We start from the raw sequence: 15,734 nt of genomic DNA on the forward strand, positions 1-15,734 counted from the left end.
AGCCAAGCGGCCGTACGCGCCGCCCACACTGTCTCCAGCGGGGGGCCAGAAGGTGTACCCAGCTATACCGCGCCGCCGGCCGCGCTGCGGTAGCGTGGGCCGACATGCCGATCCGCACCGCGCTGGATGCGCTGTCGCTGCCGCCGACACGGCTGGTGCGCAGCTCGTGGCCCTGGCGATCGGCGCTCTACCTGGTCGGTGGCGCGCTGCCCGGCGCGCCGGCGATTGTCCTGCTGATGCGGTACGGCATCGAGGACCCGGTTCCGGTGCTGCTCGCGACGGTGTCGACGCTCGCGGCGGGCGGGATCGTCTTCGGCAGGCTGGAGCGGTGGCGGTTGCGTCTCGTCGACAGCGTGCCGGTGCCAGACGCCCATCGGCCGCTACCGCCGCGAGGCTGGCGGCACGCGTTGCGGGCACGGCTTCGCGAGCAGGCCACCTGGCGCGAGATCGGCTTCGTCGGCATCTCGATCGGCGTCTTGTGTTGGCTGGACGCGGTGGTGCTGGCATGCGCGGTGGGCTATCCGGTAGCCGCCGTGCTGAGCCCGTTGCACGAGCAGGACAACCGACCCTTGGCGACTCTGGTATCGGTGGGGATGGCCGTGGGCCTACTGGCCGCGGCCCCGTACGTGGTGACGGCCTGGGCCGGTGCCCGGGCTGCGATGGCGCGGGCGCTGCTCGGGCCTCGCGAGTCGGACCGGCTCGGTGACCGGCTCATCGAGGTGACCCGGTCGAGGGCGCGGCTGGTGGATGCGTTCGAGGTGGAGCGCCGCCGCATCGAGCGCGACCTGCACGACGGGGCACAGCAGCGGCTCGTGGCCTTGAACGTGTATCTCGGGCTCGCCCGCCTGGAGGTACCGGCCGGGTCACCCGGGCATGACCCGCTGGTCAAGGCACACGAGTTGGCCCGGCGGGCACTGAGCGAACTGCGTGAGCTGATCCGCGGTGTGCACCCCCAGGTACTCACCGACCGCGGGCTTGGCGCAGCACTGCACGACCTCGCCGGGCGCTCGCCGGTGCCGGTCGACGTCGACGTCCGGCTGCCCGGCCGACTTCCGCCGGCCATCGAGGTCACCGCGTACTTCGTGGTCGGCGAAGCGTTGACCAACGTCGCCCGGCACAGCCGGGCGGGTCGGGCCGGTGTCACGGCGGACCTGGACGATGACCGGCTGATACTGCGCATCAGCGACAACGGGGTAGGCGGCGCAGACCCGCAGGCCGGAACCGGGCTCGCCGGACTGGCCGACCGGGTGGCGGCCGTCGGAGGGAAGGTGTCGCTGTCGAGTCCGCCAGGCGGGCCGACCGTGGTGCAGGCGGAGTTCGCCCCGGCGGTGTCCGATGCCGCGTGAGCGGCGGGTGATCGTCGCGGAGGACGACGTGCTCACCCGGGAGGGAATCATGAGCCTGATCGCCCGGTTCGGGCACCGGGTTGCGACCGCCGTCGGTGACGCCGACGCTCTCGTCGCGGCGGTGCGCGAGCACCGGCCGGACGTGGTGGTCACCGACGTACGGATGCCGCCGACCTTCACCGACGAGGGGTTGCAGGCCGCGTTGCGGCTGCGTCAGGACGACCCCATGCTGCCGATTCTCGTGGTCAGTCAGTACGTCGAGCAGACGTACGCGGCCGAACTGCTGGAATCCGCCCGTCCCGGCACCGCGGGCATCGGCTACCTGCTCAAGGATCGCATCGGGGAGGCAGTCGAGTTCATCGAGGCGATCGACCGTGTCGCCGAGGGCCACACGGTGGTTGACACCGAGGTCGTACGCCAGATGCTCTGCCGGCGCCGGGACCCGCTGACCCGGCTCACCCCCCGGGAGCGTGAGGTCCTCAGCCTGGTGGCAGAGGGCCGGTCGAACGCAGCAATCGCGCGGGCCCTGTTCATCACCGAGACGGCGGTGGCCAAACACATCGGCAGCGTGCTCATCAAGCTGGACCTGCACCCCGACGAGGACGACCACCGCCGAGTCCGGGCGGTGCTGGCCTACCTGCGCGGCTGACGGACCCACACCGTCACCGCCGGTGTTTCCGGGCAGGACGGTACGGCGGGAACCTGTGGCACGTCGCGCAGTATGACCGCCCCGGGGCGGACGACGTCGCCAGGTGGGTCACGCGGGTCCTCCGGCGGCCGTGGCCGCGTCACCTCGGACCGCAGCGGCGAGTGCTCCCCGCCCGCGCAACCGCTCAGGTGCGTCGTCGGCGACGACCCGCCCGCCGTCGAGGATGATGACCCGGTCGGCGCGCATGATGGTGGAGAGGCGGTGGGCGATCACCAGGGTGGTCCGGCGGTCTCCGGTGGACTCCAAGGCGACTGCCAAGTCGGCCTCGGTGGCGGCGTCGAGGTTGGCGGCGGCCTCGTCGAGGACGAGCACCGGTGCCCGGGTGAGCAGGGCCCGGGCGACGGCGACCCGCGCCCGCTGACCGCCGGACAGTGCTGCTCCCCGCTCGCCGGTCGGCGTGTCGAGACCGGCCGGTAGCGCGTCGAGGAACGGTGTGAGTTGGGCGGCTTCGGCGGCGGCGCGAACCTCGGCGTCGGTGGCGTCCGGCCGGCCCAGCCGGATGTTGTCGGCGACCGAGCCGGGGAACAGGTGGACGTCCTGCGGCACCACGGTGACCGTGCGCCGCAGATCGGCGTCGTCGAGGTCCCGCAGGTCCACCCCGCCGACGGTGATCCGCCCGGCGCCCGGGTCGTGGTAGCGAAGCAGCAGGTGCGCGCAGGTGGACTTGCCCACCCCGGAGGCGCCCACCAGGGCGACCGTCTCACCGGGCCGGAGGGTGAACGAGACGCCGCGCAGCACCGGTCGGTCCGGCAGGTACCCGAAGTGCACGTCGTCGAAGATCACCTCGCCGTCAGCGGGTGCGGGTACCGGCCGGGCCGGTGCCGGGACGGGGGAGGGCGCCTGAAGCAGGGCGTCGACCCGGTCGGCCGCGGCGCGCAGGGTGCCGGCTTCCTTGAGCAGCAGGGCCACCTGGCTGGCCGGGCCGAGGATCGCGCCGGCGAGGACCAGCGCCACCGGGCCGGCGGCGACGTCGAGCCGCCCGGCGCGGACGCCGTCGAGGACCACCAGCACCGCGCTGACCCCGGCGGCGGCGACCAGCGCGTCGATCAGCGCGGTTTCCAGGCCCGCGCGGGCGGCGTTGCGCCGTTGGGTCCGCCCGAGCTGTCGGGTACGGGCGGCGAGGTGTGCGCGGCGCCGCTCCAGCGCCCCGAAGACGGTCAGCTCGCGTAGGCCGTGCACCGTGTCGACGATGTCGGCGGTCAGCTCCGCGGTGGCGGCGCGGACCTGGGCGCCATGCCGGTCGGCGTGCCGGCGCAGCAGCCAGGGGGTCACCGTGATCAGAGCCGCGGCGGGCAGCACCACAGCGGGCAGCCAGGGGTCGATCCAGGCCGCCAGGGCTGTGCCGACGCCGAGGACCACGGTGGCGGTGAGCAGTTGCGCGATGGTGTGCGCGAACAGCCACTCCAGCGTCTCGATGTCGGACAGCGCGACGGTGGCCAGGTCGCCGGAGCGACGTCCGCCGAGACCGCCCGGGGCGATCCGGGTGATCGCGTCGTACACCCGGGTGCGCAGGTCGGCGAGGATGCGGTAGGTGAGGTCGTGGGAGACGTACATCTCCCACCAGGTCGCCACGGTGACGATCGCGACCAGCGCGCCGAGGAGTGCCGTGACCACACCGACCGGCGTGGGGACACCCGCCACGGCCCGCCCCACCAGGGCGGCGCCGAGTACCGCCGTGGTCAGCCCGCCGAGCTGCCCGAGGAGGTTCGCCGTCAGGGTGCCCCGGAACGCGCGGGGATGCCCGGCGATCGCCGGCAGCAGCCGGCGCAGCGCACCGGGTCGTCTCGTCGCCGTCGGCCGGTCCGGCGCGGTCATCCGGACACCTCCTGAGCGGCGACCAGGTCGGCGTACTCGGGGCACGAGGCCAGCAGGTCCTCGTGGCGGCCCTCGGCAACGACCCGGCCGCGGCCCAGCAGCACGATCCGGTCGGCGTGCCGCACGGCGCTGAGCCGGTGGGCGATCACCAGGCAGGTCCTGCCCCGAGCGGCCGTGGCGAGCGCCTCCAGGATCGCGGCCTCCTGCCGGCCGTCCACGCTCGAGGTGGCCTCGTCGAGGATGAGCACCGGTGTGTCGGCGAGCAGGGCCCGGGCGATGGCCAGGCGTTGCCGCTGCCCGCCGGAGAGGGACGTGCCGCGTTCGCCGACCGGGCTGGCGTACCCGAGCGGCAGCGCCTCGATGAACTCGTGCGCGCCGGCGGCCCGCGCGGCGGCCACCAGGTCGGCGTCGGTGGCGTCCGGGCAGGCCAACCGCAGGTTGTCGGCCACGGAGCCGTGGAACAGGTACGTCTCCTGCGCCACCACGGTCACCGTGCGGCGCAGCGTCTGCGCGGTGAGGTCGCGCAGGTCCATCCCGTCCACGGTGATCCGACCGGTGGCCGGGTCCAGGTGCCGCAGCAGCAGGTTGGCCAGGGTCGACTTGCCGGCGCCGGAGCGGCCGACCACCGCGACGGTCTCGCCGGGAGCGAGCCGGAGGTTCACCTCCCGCAGCGCCGGCTCGGGCCGGCCGGGGTAGCGGTGGCTGACCGCGTCGAAGACCACGGCCGGACCGTGGTCGAACCGGCGGTCGACGTGTCCGCGGTGCAGGACGGTGGGCGGCGTGCGGAGCAGTTCGGTCAGGCCGTCGACCGCGGTGACGCCGAGGTAGCCGGCGTGCCAGTGCGCGCCCAGGTCGCGTACCGGCCGGAAGCACTCCACCGAGACGAGCAGCACCAGGAACACGGCAGCCGCGTCGGCCCGCCCGGCGTACGCGGCGACCGCCGCCGCCACGGCCGCGGCGGCGAGACCGGCCTGGATCAGCAGGGCGCTGATCCCGCTCTCGATCAGGGACAGGCGCAGCTGCGCCATCGTGGTGGTGTGCAGGTCGTGCGTACGCGCCTGGATCCCGTCCCGCATCCGGCCGACCGCGCCGAAGGCGCGCAGCGTCGCCGCGCCCTGGAGGGTGTCGAGGAAGTCGGCGGCGAGCGCGGTGAACGCCGCCCACCGGCCGCGTCCACGGCGTAGCAGGGTGGCGTCCCAGATGCGGGGGACGGTCAGTACCAGCACCACGGCCGTGCCGAGCAGCCCGGCGGCGACCGGCTGCACGGTGGCGAGCCAGGCCACCAGTGCGGTCGGTACGGTGACCGTGACCAGCACCTGGGGTAGGTAGCGGCGGTAGTAGGCGTCCAACCCCTCCACGCCGTCGACGAGGGTGGCCTGGGTGCGGCCGGTGCGGGATCCGGCGAGCCAGGCCGGTCCCAGTTCGGCGAGCCGGGCAACCAGCCGGTCACGCAACCGCGCCCGGATCCGGGCGCCGGCGGCCGCGCCGGCGACCTCCCGGCACCAGAGCAGCGCCGCCCGCACCAGGATCACCCCGAGCGCCCCGACCAGTAGACCGGTAGCGGCGGCGAGGTCACGCCGGGCCGTCGCCGCCAGCGCGCCGGCGACCAGCAGCGCCTGACCGACGTACGCGGCCGACACGGCCATGCCGAGCGCCGCGCATCCGACGACCGGTCCGGTGACGGCACCGGCCAGCCGGATCAGTTCCCGGTGGACGATCACCCCTCCTCCAGCGGCTCGTCGGCCAACGCGCGCACCGTCGCGGTGTGCGCGTCGGCGAACACCCGCCCGCGTACGCCGAACACGTCGGCGAGCAGCGCCGGCGTCACCACGTCGCCCGGCGGCCCGTCGGCGCGTACCCGGCCGCCGGCCAGCGCCACCACGCGGTCGGTGAAGCGGGCGGCGTGGTCCAGCTCGTGGAGCACCGTCACCACGGTCAGGCCCCGCTCGGTGTGCAGCCGGCGCACCAGCGACAGCACCTCCAACTGGTGGCGGACGTCGAGGAAGGTGGTCGGCTCGTCGAGCAGCAGCACCGGGGTTCCTTGGGCCAGCGCGAGCGCGAGCCGGACCCGCTGCCGCTCTCCGCCGCTGAGCGTGTCGACCTGCCGGTCGGCCAGCCCGGTGACACCGGTCGCGGCGAGCGCCGCGGACGCCTCGGCGTCCTCGGGCCGCCACAGCATGCCCAGCGGGCCCCGGTGCGGGTAGCGGCCCTGCGCGACGAGCTGTCGGACGGTCAGCCCGGGCACCGGCGGCAACTGCTGGTGCAGGACCGCCACCTGCCGGGCGACGTCCCGCCGCCGCTGCGCGTACGCGGGGCGGCCGTGCAGCAGCACCCGGCCGCTCTCGGGCCGGTCGGCGCCGGTGAGCAGCCGCAGCAGGGTGGACTTGCCGCAGCCGTTGCGCCCGACGAGCGCGACGGACTCACCAGCCCGGACGGTCAGCGACACCCCGTCGAGCACCACCCGCTCGCGGTAGCGGTAGCGGGCCTGCTCGACGGTGAAGACCGGTTCGGTCACGACACCTCCACGTGTGGGGAGCGGCGGGCGACGACGACCAGCGCCACCGCCCCGAGCAGGGCGGTGACCGCACCGGCGGGCACCGCGAGCCGCTGCCCGGCCGACCCGGACTGCACCAGCAGGGTCAGCACCTGGGCCACCGCGTCCGCGCCGACGACCATGGTGGCGCCGAGCAGGGCGGCGGCCGGCAGCGCACGGCGCAGGTCGGCCCCGCACAGGGCGCGGGCGACGTGCGGGACGACGAGCCCGACGAAGGCCAGCGCGCCGGCCAGGGCCACCGCGCCGGCGGCCAGCGCCACCGACAGGGCCAGACCCAGGGCACGCGCCGGCCGGGGCGAGAGCCCGAGCGCGGCGGCGTGCCCGTCACCGGCCGCGAGCATGCCCAGCACGGCGGAGCAGAGCCAGGCCAGCAGCAGCGCCGTGGCCAGCCACGGCCAGGCGACGGACACGTGCGCCCAGACCCGCCCGTCCACCGAGCCGACGAGCCAGCGCAGCGCGTTGCCGAACCGGCCCGGCTGGTACGCGAGCAGCAGCGTGGTGATCCCGGCCAGCGCGGCCGAGCCGAGCAGCCCGTACGTCGCGATCTGGGCCGGGGTGCCATCGCGGGCCAGCAGCCACATCAGCGAGCCGCCGGCGGCCCCGCCGAGCAGCGCCGCCACGAGCGCCCCGGCCGCCGAGTCCGCCGGAACCAGGCCGAGCTGGATACCGCCGAGCACGCCCAGCACCGCACCGGGGTTGACCCCGGCCAACTCCGGCGCGGCGAGCGGGTTACGCAGCACCGCCTGCAGCAGCAGCCCGGCCGCGCCGAGCCCGCCGCCGGCGAGCAGCGCGGTGGCCAGCCGGGGCAGCCGCAGTTCGACGAGGATCCGCTGCTCCAACGGATCCAGCTGCGGCCAGTCGACGCCCCGCCCGACGGCGAGTTCGGCGGCGACAGCGACGACCAGCGCCGCGACCGCCCACCACCACCTCACGACGTACCCCGGCGGCGGAGCAGCACCAGGCCGGAGAGGATGCCGATGGCGGCCGTCCACGCACCCAGCGGAGTCTCGGCCGGCGCGAACGCGTGTCGGGCGGCCAGGTCGGCGACGGTGGTGAACAGCGCGCCGAACGCCGCCGCCCAGGGCAGCAGGGCCCGGGCGTCGGCGTCCGGGCGTACCCGCCGGGCCACGTGCGGGGCGACGAACCCGATCCAGGCGATCGGACCACACGGGCCGACGACGACGGCGACCAGGACGGCGGCGAGCCCGAGCACCGCGACGCGCGCCCGCCCGACGTGCAACCCGAGCGCGGTGGCGGCCTCGTCGCCGAGGCGCAGCACGCCGAGCGCGGGCAGGACCGCCAGGACCAGCGGCCCGCACAGCAGTAGCCACGGCAGGGTGAGCCGCGCGTGGTCCCAGGTGATGCCGGTGAGGCTGCCCACCAGGTAGCGGAAGAGCGTGTCGTACTGCAGGCGGTCGGCGGCGGCCATCACCGCCAGCAGCACCGCCTGCAACGCCGTGGACATCGCCGCGCCGATGAGCAGGACCGCACCGGGACCACGGCCGGTCCCGGCCGCGGCCAGGCAGAGCGCGCCGCCGCCGAGGGCCCCTGCCAGGGCTACCACGGGCTGCGCCGCCGCCGGAACCGGGAGTGCCCAGACCACCACCACGGCGGCGGCGAGCGCGCCGCCGGTGGAGACCCCGAGCAACTCGGGTACGGCCAGCGGGTTGCGCAGCGCGGCCTGCATCAGTAGCCCAGCCACGCCGACGGCCGCCCCGCCGAGCAGCGCCAGCAGCAGTCGGGGCGTCCGGAGTTCCCAGAGGACCACCTGGGCGACCTCGGCGTCGGCGGGCAGGGCAAGAGCGAGGGTCAGCAGGATCGCCGTTGCCAGGGTGATCGGCAACGCGACCGCCGCCGGCCACCGACGAGCCGTCCGGGGCGGCGTGAGCGGCGCCCCGACCGTGCCGTCGGCGGCCGATGTCGGTGCCGTCACGCCGTGGCCTTGGCAACCGCCTCATCGAGGATCAACCCCAACGCCCGGGTGCCCCGGCCGGAGGCCCACAGCTCCGACGACACCTCGTGGGCGCGGCCCTCACGGACGGCGGTGATCCGCTTCCACACCGGGTTCTCGGCGTACTGGGCGGTGACCGTCTTGGCGTCCGGTCCGAAGGTGAACGACTGGATGAACACGATGTCCGGGTCGCGCGTCAGAATCTCCTCCACGCTGTACGCCTGGGCGGTGTCGAAGCCGCCCCCTTTACTCGGCCACGGGTAGTCGAAGACTTGCGCCAGCAGGTGGCCGAGCAGGTCGTCGGAGGTGTTCACGCCGATCGACGTGCCGCCGTACATCGCCAGCGCGGTCGTCTTCCGCAGGCCGCGCTGGTCGGCGGCGGCCCGGGCGGCGGCGAGCCGGTCCCGGAACTTCTGTTCGGCACTCGCCTGCTGCGCGCCCCGGTCGGTGAGCGTGGCGATGTCGCGCAGGTAGCGCACCGAGTCCTCGTAGGTCTTGACGCTGACCAGCCACAGCGGCGCGAACTTCTCGACCGCGGGCCGCAGCTGGTCGTGTACGCCGGCGAGGCCGATGACCAGATCGGCACGCGTGGTGGCGATCGACGCGACGTCCTCGTTGCCGAAGGTGCCGGGCAGCGTCGGCACCGCCGCGCCGGCGGCACCGAGGTAGTCGGGGCGGCCGATGAGCTTGGGCGTGGTCGTCGCCGCCGGAGTGAGGCCGAGTTCGACCAGGGCGTCGTCGCACAACCCCGTGAGGCACACGATCCGCTCCGGCTTCGCCTTGAGCGTGACGGTGGTGCCCCGGACGTCGGTGATGCTGAGCCGGTGCGCGACCGTCTCGACGGGCGGCGCGGAAGGGACGTTCGGCGTGGTGGCGGGAGCGGGGTCGGCGCTGCCACAGCCGGTCAGGACGGCTGCGGCGACGAGGAGAGCGGTGAGGGCGTTGCGATGACGTGTCACGGCCTGTACTTCCGATAGCGGATGGACCGCGAAACGATAATGGTTCTCATTGCATGTGGGCAAGACCGTTCACATGATCCTGACCGTTGCGGTCGGCGCGCCGAGGCCGAGGTGTTCGTGCTGCGGCACCAGGTCGCAGTGCTGCCTGGTGATTGACACCCCGGTCTTTCCTCGGGGGTCAGGTGGCGAGCCGGTAGCCGATGCCGCGGACCGTGTTGATCAGGTCGGGAGTGAGCTTGCGGCGCAGGTAGCCGATGTAGACGTCGACGACGTTGGAGCCCGGGTCATGGGCGAGCCCCCATACGCGGTCCAGCAACTGCTCCCGGCTGAGAACCTGCCCGGGGTGGCGCATGAGGGTCTCGGCGAGCAGGAACTCGCGGGCGGTCAGCTCGACCTGCCGTCCGTCGACGGTGGCAGTGCGCCGTACGAGGTCCAGGGTGACCTTTCCGGCGCACAGGGTGGTCGGGGTGTCGCGACCGGGCTCGCGTAGCCTGGCCCGGATCCGGGCGAGGAGTTCCTCGAAGGAGAACGGCTTGGTCAGGTAGTCATCGGCGCCCAGGTCGAGGCCCGTGACCCGATCGGGTACGGCGTCGCGGGCGGTCAGCACGATCACCGCGAGGCGTTCGCCGCGGGCGCGAAGCTGCGCCAGGGCCGCGAGCCCGTCCTGGCCCGGCAGGCCGAGGTCGAGGATGAGCAGGTCGAAGTCGCCGCTGCGGGCGCAGGCGGCGGCATCGACACCGTTGTCCACCACGGTGGTCATGTAGCCGGCGGACCGCAGCCCTTTGGTGAGAAACGAGGCGATGCGTGGCTCGTCCTCGGCAATCAAGATGCGATTCACGGGCGCGACCCTCCTTGGTCGGGTAGGGCCAGGCTGAAGGTGGAGCCGGCACCGGGGATGCTCTCGACGGCCACCGCGCCGTGATGGGCGTGCGCGATCGCGGCCACGATGGCCAGGCCGAGGCCGGCACCCTCGGCCCGCTGCCGCCCGTGTTCGGTACGCACGAAGCGCTCGAAGATGCGCTGCCGGTCTTCCGGGGCGACCCCGGCACCGGTGTCCCGCACCGAGATCACGACCCGTCCGTGGGCAGCGGTGCTGGACAACTCGATCACGTCGCCCGGCCCGGTGAACTGAACCGCGTTCTGGCACAGCTGCGTCAGCGCCTGGGTGAGCCGCTGCCGATCGCCCCAGACCACGACCTCCTCGACGCGACCGAGACGCCACTGCCGGTCGCCGAGGGCGACGGCCTTGACGTATACGTCGTGGACGAGTTCGGCGATTTCCACCCGGCCCGGCTGCAGGAAATCCGGCTGCTCTGCCTTGGCGAGCATCAGCAGGTCGTCGACGAGCCGCTTCATCCGGTCCAGCTCGTCGACGACCAGCGCGACCGTGTCCGCCCGCTCGGCCGGATCCTCACCCATCAGCTCCAGGTGGCCGCGCACGATCGTGATCGGCGTTCGCAGCTCGTGTCCGGCGTCGGACAGGAACGCCCGCTGCGCGGCGAACGCCCGGTCCAACCGGCCCACCATCGCGTTGAACGTGCGGGCCAAATCGGCGACCTCGTCGCTGCCCGACACCGGGATGCGCCGGGACAGGTCCGTCTCCTCGATCTGCCGGGCGGTTTCGGTGACCGTGCGTAGCGGCCGTATCGCCCGGCCCATGGCCAGGTAGCCGCCCGCAGCCACCATGACCAGGACGAGCAGGCACACCAGGACGATCAGGTGGACCGCCCGATCGATCTCGGCCCGCCGCTCGGCGCCGAACTCGGCCACGACGACGTGGCCACGAACCGCGCCGTCGATCGTCACCGGCACCGCGAGCCATCGCGCGGAGCCGGCCGGCGTATCCGAGACCTGCCCGTAGAGGCTGTCGGTGAGAGCGGTCCAGCGGGCCACCAGCGTGGGGTCGGTGACCAGATCATGCGGCGCGTCCGCAGTGCCCTGGTAGAACCGGCCATCCACGAAGATCAGCACGGCCTCCCCGTCCTGCGGCTCGTTGCGCAGCAGGTAGGTGTCGGCGATCGCGCGCAGGTTGGTGCCGAACGGCCGGCCGGTGGCCGGGTCCTGCCCGCCGACGAGGCGGCGGAACTCGGTCACCTCCTGCTGCATGTCCGTGGTGATCCGGTTCTCCAATTGGTTGAGCAGCACCTGCCGGATCACCACCACCGTCGACATCGAGGCGACGGCCAGCAAGGCCAATGCCCACCCGAGCAGACGCAGCCGCAGCCCCACCATGGGACGCAGCCGGACCCGCCATCGCGCGCTGGCCGGCGGCTCAGTCGTCGTCTCCGCCGTCGTCGGAGCCGCCATCGTCGTCGTCGGAGCCGCCATCGTCGTCGGAGCCGCCATCGTCGTCGGAGCCGTCGTCATCGTCGTCGGAACCGTTGCCGTCGGCGTTGTCGTCGCCATCGTCGGCGTCTCCGGCGTCGTCATCATCGCCTCCATCGGTGGCTGGCCCGGTCGGGTCCTGCTCATTGTCGTCCGCGTCCTCGGGCCGTGCCCCGGTCGGTTCGACAATGTTGATCACCGGAACCGCTGGTGGCGGAGCCAGCGCCGGCAAGCCCACCCAGACCAGCAGCCCAACGAGGCCTGCAAGCCCGAGCCCGGTGGCCACCCGCTGCGCGCTCATGACCGTGACGCTGCCCGTTCCGGATAAGGCAAGCATGAGCGGCGGATGAGAACACTCTCATCGAACGCTGGCGAACGCCCGTACAGGGCGCGGCCCGACCTCGGGGAGGTCGGGCCGCGGGATCGAGATGCGGAATGGTCAGTCAGCGGAGTCCGCCGAAGCTGGCGAACCGGCCGAAGCTGGCGAACCGGCCGAAGCTGGCGAACCGGCCGAAGCTGGCGAACCAGCCGAGTCGGCACCAGCCGGCGCCTTCTTCGGCCGCGGATTCGGCGAGTCCGCCGAGTTGTCGCTGACCGCACGCTTGGCCGGCGGGTTCGGCGAGTCGGCGGTGGAGGCGGTCGGGCTGTCCGCCGACTCCGGTGACGTGTCCACGGCGCCCGCGGGCGAGTCGGCGGAATCGAACGGGGACGCGTGCGGGCTGTCGACGGACTCGACCGAGCCCGCGGAGTCGTCCGAGCCGGCCACATCGTCGTACTGGACGGCGATGGGCTTGACCTTGTCCTGGTCCTGAAGGTCGATCCGGTCGCTGGCGACGGCCGCGCCGCCCAGCCCGGCGAGGATCGCGGCGGCGCCGGTACCTGCTGCGGCGATCCGCCACGGTCGGGTGATTCGCATGATGGGTCCTCCCTTGGATGTGCGGTTATGTACGACGGTCCTGGACGGGCATGAGATGGTTCTGAGCTGCCGGTGAGAGCTGCCTCATCCGGCGCTGGCGAGCCAGGCGGCGGCAAGGTCGAGGCGGGCCCGGGTTGCGGCGGGCCAACCGGGCTCCTGCACCCGATGCGGGCCCGTGGCCAGGGACAGCACCACCGCGGCAACGCGACGGCGCAGGCTGGCCGGGTCGACGTGGGTGTCGAAGGCGGCCAGCCACTCGGCACCGAGCCGGTTGATCGTGGGTGCGCGGCCCGGATCTATCTGGGCCAGTACGCTCAGGTGGCCGAGCAGGCAGGCCAGGTCGTCGGCGCGGTTCCCGGCGCCGGCGGTGTCGATGTCAAGCAGTCCGGTGATGTGCCGGCCACTGACCAGCAACTGGCTCTCGTAGAGATCCCCGTGCACCGCCGTGACCGGCTCCGGCGCCACGCCGGCCACGATCTCGGCGGCGAGATCACCGGCCTGGGCGGCCCGGTCGGGAAGGGCGGCGGCGACGACGGACGCATAGTGGGCGGCCTTGTCCGGCCACGAGGCCCGGGACGGGCCGACCGCGAGGGCGTCCGGCAGCCGTTCCAGCAGCGACAGCACCTGCCGCGCGGACGGCGTCGGGGCGCCGCGTGCCAGAGCGTGACGCAGCGTACGGCCGGGCAGGGACTGGAGAGCCAGTAGCCCGTCCGACGTGTAGCCGAGGCTGCACGGGGCGGGTACGCCGGCACCGGTGAGCAGCCGGTGTCGTTCGTGCAGCGCGGTTATCCGGCGCGGGCGGACCACCTTGAGGAACAGGCGGTCCCGGCCGGCGACGGCCTCGACGACCGCGCGCCGACCGGGCCGGTAGGCGCGCACCCGCAGCCGGGGCCGCTCAGCGCTGTACCCCAACTCGGTCAGCAACCGCCCGACCGCGACCGGGTCGGTGGCCGCGGGCAGGGCCGGCAGGTGCGGGTCGTGTGGGAACCGCCAGACCGCGACGCGATCGACGCCGTCGTCGAGCAGCAGGGTGCCGCCCGGCGCGGGGGCGGTGGTGGCCGCGAGCCGCTCAAAGCTGATCCGCCCGTCCCGCCAGGCCACCCGGACGTGGTACCCGACGGTGCAGCCGCGGCCCGGCTGGTGGTCCACCTGTGTGGCGCGCCACGACAGCATCCGACCGCCGGCCGGTGCGAGGGCGGCGGCGAGCGGGCCGGCCGCGTCCGGCCCGGTCAGCAGGTCGAGGTCGGTGTCCACCGCGGCGGGTGGCTCGTCGGTAACGGTCATGCCGTCGACGGTGCCGGTCGGGCGTGAGTCATTGATAAGCCGCCGGTGAGAAACCTCTTAACGGTGTGGCTACTACGCCGAGTGAGAAACCGATGGGATCACGCAGCGGATCCGCGACGTGCTGCGGGAGCAGGCCCGCCGGGCCGGGGACGCCACGTGAGCCGGTCAGCGGTGGCCCTGGACTCGCAGAGCGTGGAAGACCCCCGGCACCCCTCGGCCGGCTTCTCGCCTGGTCGTCACCGGGGCGTCGGAGGTCACCGGGTCCCGCGCTGGGCGGCGGTTAGCGTGGGGCCATGGAGCGTATCGAGTTCCGTACCATCGAGCGGGAGCTTGGCGTCGGAGGGCTGCTTCCGACGCTCGTCCCCTACCTCAACGGCGTGGCTTTGCCTGATCTGGTGCGTCGGGTCGAGTTGCCCTCTGCGCGCCGGGAGGGAAACCCGGACCTCGCGGGCGGATACGCAGGCCTGCTGAAGGACGAGGTGTGCTGGCCGAGCCGCCACTACCTCGGCGACCCGGTCCTCAGCCATTTCGGCACCGGCGACACCGTCCTGCTCGGGTGCGTGTGCGGTGAATGGGGCTGCTGGCCGTTCACCGCGATCGTCAGGGTGACCGCGGACAGGGTCGCCTGGTCCGGGTACCGCACCGGGTATCGCGAATGGGACTACCGCGAGCTGCGTGACATTGCCTTCGACCGCAGCCAGTACGAGCAGGCGTTGCGGGCGACAGTTGACTGACGTGACCACGACCGAACACCACCTGATCGACGGCTGTGGGGCCGGCACCACGGGCGGCACGCCCTCGGTCAGGTCGGCGGCGATCCGCTCGGCATCGACACCTCGGCGCTGGCGACTGTACGGGCCGTACCGGACGAGTTCATCAACATCGAACGCCCTCCGACCAGCTCGCTTGTCCAGGTGGCGGGTCTGTTCCGACCGGATCTTCTGATTGAGGTTGAGGCGGTGCGGCGATCACTGACCGCTGAACGCAGGTTCGGCCGTACCCAGGTAGGCACGTCCACCCGCCGCGGTCGTCCTGATGTCACCCGCCGCACCGCCGAAGGCCGCACACCACGCGAGATCACCGAAGCTGACGCTACATAGCACGCCAAAACTGGCGACTCATTGAAGCTACCTCTTGACTGCGCGGGGGCGGTCTTCCGGCACATCCTGCTGCTCAGGGCTGACGAACGGCCTCGCCGGCGATTTCAATCTGGACCTTCTTTCCGACCAGGACACCACCGCTCTCCAGAACGACGTTCCAGAGCAGGCCGTAGTCCTCACGATCGATCTCCGCCGTCGCACTGAAGCCGAAGATGTCCTGCCCGTACGGATCCCGGCGAGCGCCACCGAACTCCACCTGGAGGTCGACCGGTCGGGTGATCCCCTTGACGGTCAAATCGCCGGTGAGCACGAATCTGCCACTCGTGCGATTCTGTGGGTTGGGAATGTTGCCCGGCACCGATCTCCGGCTGAGCCCGTTATTGCGTAACCGCGCCCAATAGAAGATGGGGTCGTCGACCGGCTGCCATTTGATTCCCGTGCTGCGATACTCCAACGTGGGGTAATTTTCCACGTCGAGAAAGTCGGCGCTGCTCAGGTGTGTGTCCCGGTCGGTATTTCCGGTGCTGATGCTCGCCGTCTGGATCGTTGCGACGACCGACGAGGCCAACGGGTCCTCCGCCACGGCGATGTGGGCGGTGGCCTCGCCGAACTCACCGCGCACCGGACTCACCATCATGTGCCGGGCGAGGAAACCGATCCGCTTGTGTGCCGGATCGAGAAGATATGTCCCGGCTGCTGGAATGATCATGCCATCCCAGAGTCGTGTGGCTAAACCGGTCATCGGCGTGCTTTCCCCCTCACCCTTTCCAGGGTC

The 15,734-nt window shown here is 72.9% G+C and carries 15 protein-coding genes; 3 read left to right on the plus strand and 12 right to left on the minus strand.

Translation table 11 applies throughout. From position 1 onward, the window contains the following. Positions 1 to 104: 104 nt before the first annotated feature. Together E1166_RS03805 and E1166_RS03810 are read left to right on the plus strand one after the other, a co-directional pair. Entirely contained in the window at positions 105 to 1,346 is a 1,242-nt protein-coding gene (locus tag E1166_RS03805; RefSeq protein WP_132335800.1) for a sensor histidine kinase, read from the plus strand. Further along, complete coding sequence (locus tag E1166_RS03810) at positions 1,336 to 1,995, plus strand: response regulator transcription factor (protein WP_207913991.1); 660 nt, start codon at positions 1,336 to 1,338, stop codon at positions 1,993 to 1,995. Before E1166_RS03805 ends, E1166_RS03810 begins: the two co-directional genes overlap by 11 nt. Before the next feature lie 108 nt (positions 1,996 to 2,103). Here the strand turns inward: E1166_RS03810 and cydC are convergent, their stop codons facing one another. The 11 genes from cydC to E1166_RS03865 form a co-directional block, all read right to left on the minus strand. Continuing rightward, on the minus strand, positions 2,104 to 3,870 hold the full coding sequence (gene cydC, locus E1166_RS03815) for a thiol reductant ABC exporter subunit CydC (protein ID WP_132335802.1): 1,767 nt from the start codon (positions 3,868 to 3,870) through the stop codon (positions 2,104 to 2,106). Further along, entirely contained in the window at positions 3,867 to 5,591 is a 1,725-nt protein-coding gene (locus E1166_RS03820; RefSeq protein WP_132335804.1) for an ABC transporter ATP-binding protein, read from the minus strand. Before E1166_RS03820 ends, cydC begins: the two co-directional genes overlap by 4 nt. Then, positions 5,588 to 6,385: an ABC transporter ATP-binding protein gene (locus E1166_RS03825; RefSeq protein ID WP_132335806.1), complete on the minus strand. Its 798-nt coding sequence runs from the start codon at positions 6,383 to 6,385 to the stop codon at positions 5,588 to 5,590. Before E1166_RS03825 ends, E1166_RS03820 begins: the two co-directional genes overlap by 4 nt. Next, positions 6,382 to 7,356 (minus strand): iron chelate uptake ABC transporter family permease subunit, encoded by a 975-nt coding sequence (locus E1166_RS03830; RefSeq protein ID WP_132335808.1) that lies wholly within the window; start codon positions 7,354 to 7,356, stop codon positions 6,382 to 6,384. The genes E1166_RS03825 and E1166_RS03830 overlap by 4 nt, the downstream gene beginning before the upstream one ends. After that, positions 7,353 to 8,357, minus strand: coding sequence for an iron chelate uptake ABC transporter family permease subunit (locus E1166_RS03835; RefSeq protein ID WP_207913992.1), 1,005 nt, complete (start codon positions 8,355 to 8,357; stop codon positions 7,353 to 7,355). The genes E1166_RS03830 and E1166_RS03835 overlap by 4 nt, the downstream gene beginning before the upstream one ends. Further along, a complete protein-coding gene (locus E1166_RS03840) occupies positions 8,354 to 9,334 on the minus strand; it encodes an ABC transporter substrate-binding protein (protein WP_132335810.1) in 981 nt (326 codons plus the stop codon). Before E1166_RS03840 ends, E1166_RS03835 begins: the two co-directional genes overlap by 4 nt. A gap of 178 nt (positions 9,335 to 9,512) precedes the next feature. Then, a complete protein-coding gene (locus E1166_RS03845; protein ID WP_132335812.1) occupies positions 9,513 to 10,172 on the minus strand; it encodes a response regulator transcription factor in 660 nt (219 codons plus the stop codon). Continuing rightward, positions 10,169 to 11,641, minus strand: coding sequence for a HAMP domain-containing sensor histidine kinase (locus E1166_RS03850; RefSeq protein ID WP_207913993.1), 1,473 nt, complete (start codon positions 11,639 to 11,641; stop codon positions 10,169 to 10,171). Before E1166_RS03850 ends, E1166_RS03845 begins: the two co-directional genes overlap by 4 nt. Next, positions 11,607 to 11,960, minus strand: coding sequence for a hypothetical protein (locus E1166_RS03855; protein WP_132335814.1), 354 nt, complete (start codon positions 11,958 to 11,960; stop codon positions 11,607 to 11,609). Before E1166_RS03855 ends, E1166_RS03850 begins: the two co-directional genes overlap by 35 nt. Before the next feature lie 138 nt (positions 11,961 to 12,098). Then, positions 12,099 to 12,575 (minus strand): hypothetical protein, encoded by a 477-nt coding sequence (locus E1166_RS03860; protein WP_132335816.1) that lies wholly within the window; start codon positions 12,573 to 12,575, stop codon positions 12,099 to 12,101. A gap of 84 nt (positions 12,576 to 12,659) precedes the next feature. Then, complete coding sequence (locus E1166_RS03865; protein ID WP_207913994.1) at positions 12,660 to 13,859, minus strand: phosphotransferase; 1,200 nt, start codon at positions 13,857 to 13,859, stop codon at positions 12,660 to 12,662. A gap of 293 nt (positions 13,860 to 14,152) precedes the next feature. Between E1166_RS03865 and E1166_RS03870 the strand changes: the two genes are divergently transcribed. Continuing rightward, positions 14,153 to 14,593, plus strand: coding sequence for a hypothetical protein (locus tag E1166_RS03870; RefSeq protein WP_132335818.1), 441 nt, complete (start codon positions 14,153 to 14,155; stop codon positions 14,591 to 14,593). Between the two features lie 439 nt (positions 14,594 to 15,032). On the opposite strand, the gene E1166_RS03880 is transcribed toward E1166_RS03870, so the two are convergent. After that, complete coding sequence (locus E1166_RS03880; RefSeq protein WP_132335884.1) at positions 15,033 to 15,701, minus strand: YceI family protein; 669 nt, start codon at positions 15,699 to 15,701, stop codon at positions 15,033 to 15,035. Positions 15,702 to 15,734 lie beyond the last annotated feature (33 nt).

The organism is Micromonospora sp. KC213 (assembly GCF_004348325.1).
In the GTDB taxonomy this organism is placed as follows: Bacteria; Actinomycetota; Actinomycetes; order Mycobacteriales; family Micromonosporaceae; genus Micromonospora.

Excerpts from the sequence above, each read along its gene's own strand:
- E1166_RS03805 (WP_132335800.1), top strand. The coding sequence starts at position 105 with ATGCCGATCCGCACCGCGCTGGATGCGCTGTCGCTGCCGCCGACACGG.
- E1166_RS03810 (WP_207913991.1), top strand. The coding sequence starts at position 1,336 with ATGCCGCGTGAGCGGCGGGTGATCGTCGCGGAGGACGACGTGCTCACC.
- cydC (WP_132335802.1), bottom strand. The coding sequence starts at position 3,870 with ATGACCGCGCCGGACCGGCCGACGGCGACGAGACGACCCGGTGCGCTG.
- E1166_RS03850 (WP_207913993.1), bottom strand. The coding sequence starts at position 11,641 with ATGGCGGCTCCGACGACGGCGGAGACGACGACTGAGCCGCCGGCCAGC.
- E1166_RS03855 (WP_132335814.1), bottom strand. The coding sequence starts at position 11,960 with ATGAGCGCGCAGCGGGTGGCCACCGGGCTCGGGCTTGCAGGCCTCGTT.
- E1166_RS03860 (WP_132335816.1), bottom strand. The coding sequence starts at position 12,575 with ATGCGAATCACCCGACCGTGGCGGATCGCCGCAGCAGGTACCGGCGCC.
- E1166_RS03865 (WP_207913994.1), bottom strand. The coding sequence starts at position 13,859 with ATGACCGTTACCGACGAGCCACCCGCCGCGGTGGACACCGACCTCGAC.
- E1166_RS03870 (WP_132335818.1), top strand. The coding sequence starts at position 14,153 with ATGGAGCGTATCGAGTTCCGTACCATCGAGCGGGAGCTTGGCGTCGGA.
- E1166_RS03880 (WP_132335884.1), bottom strand. The coding sequence starts at position 15,701 with ATGACCGGTTTAGCCACACGACTCTGGGATGGCATGATCATTCCAGCA.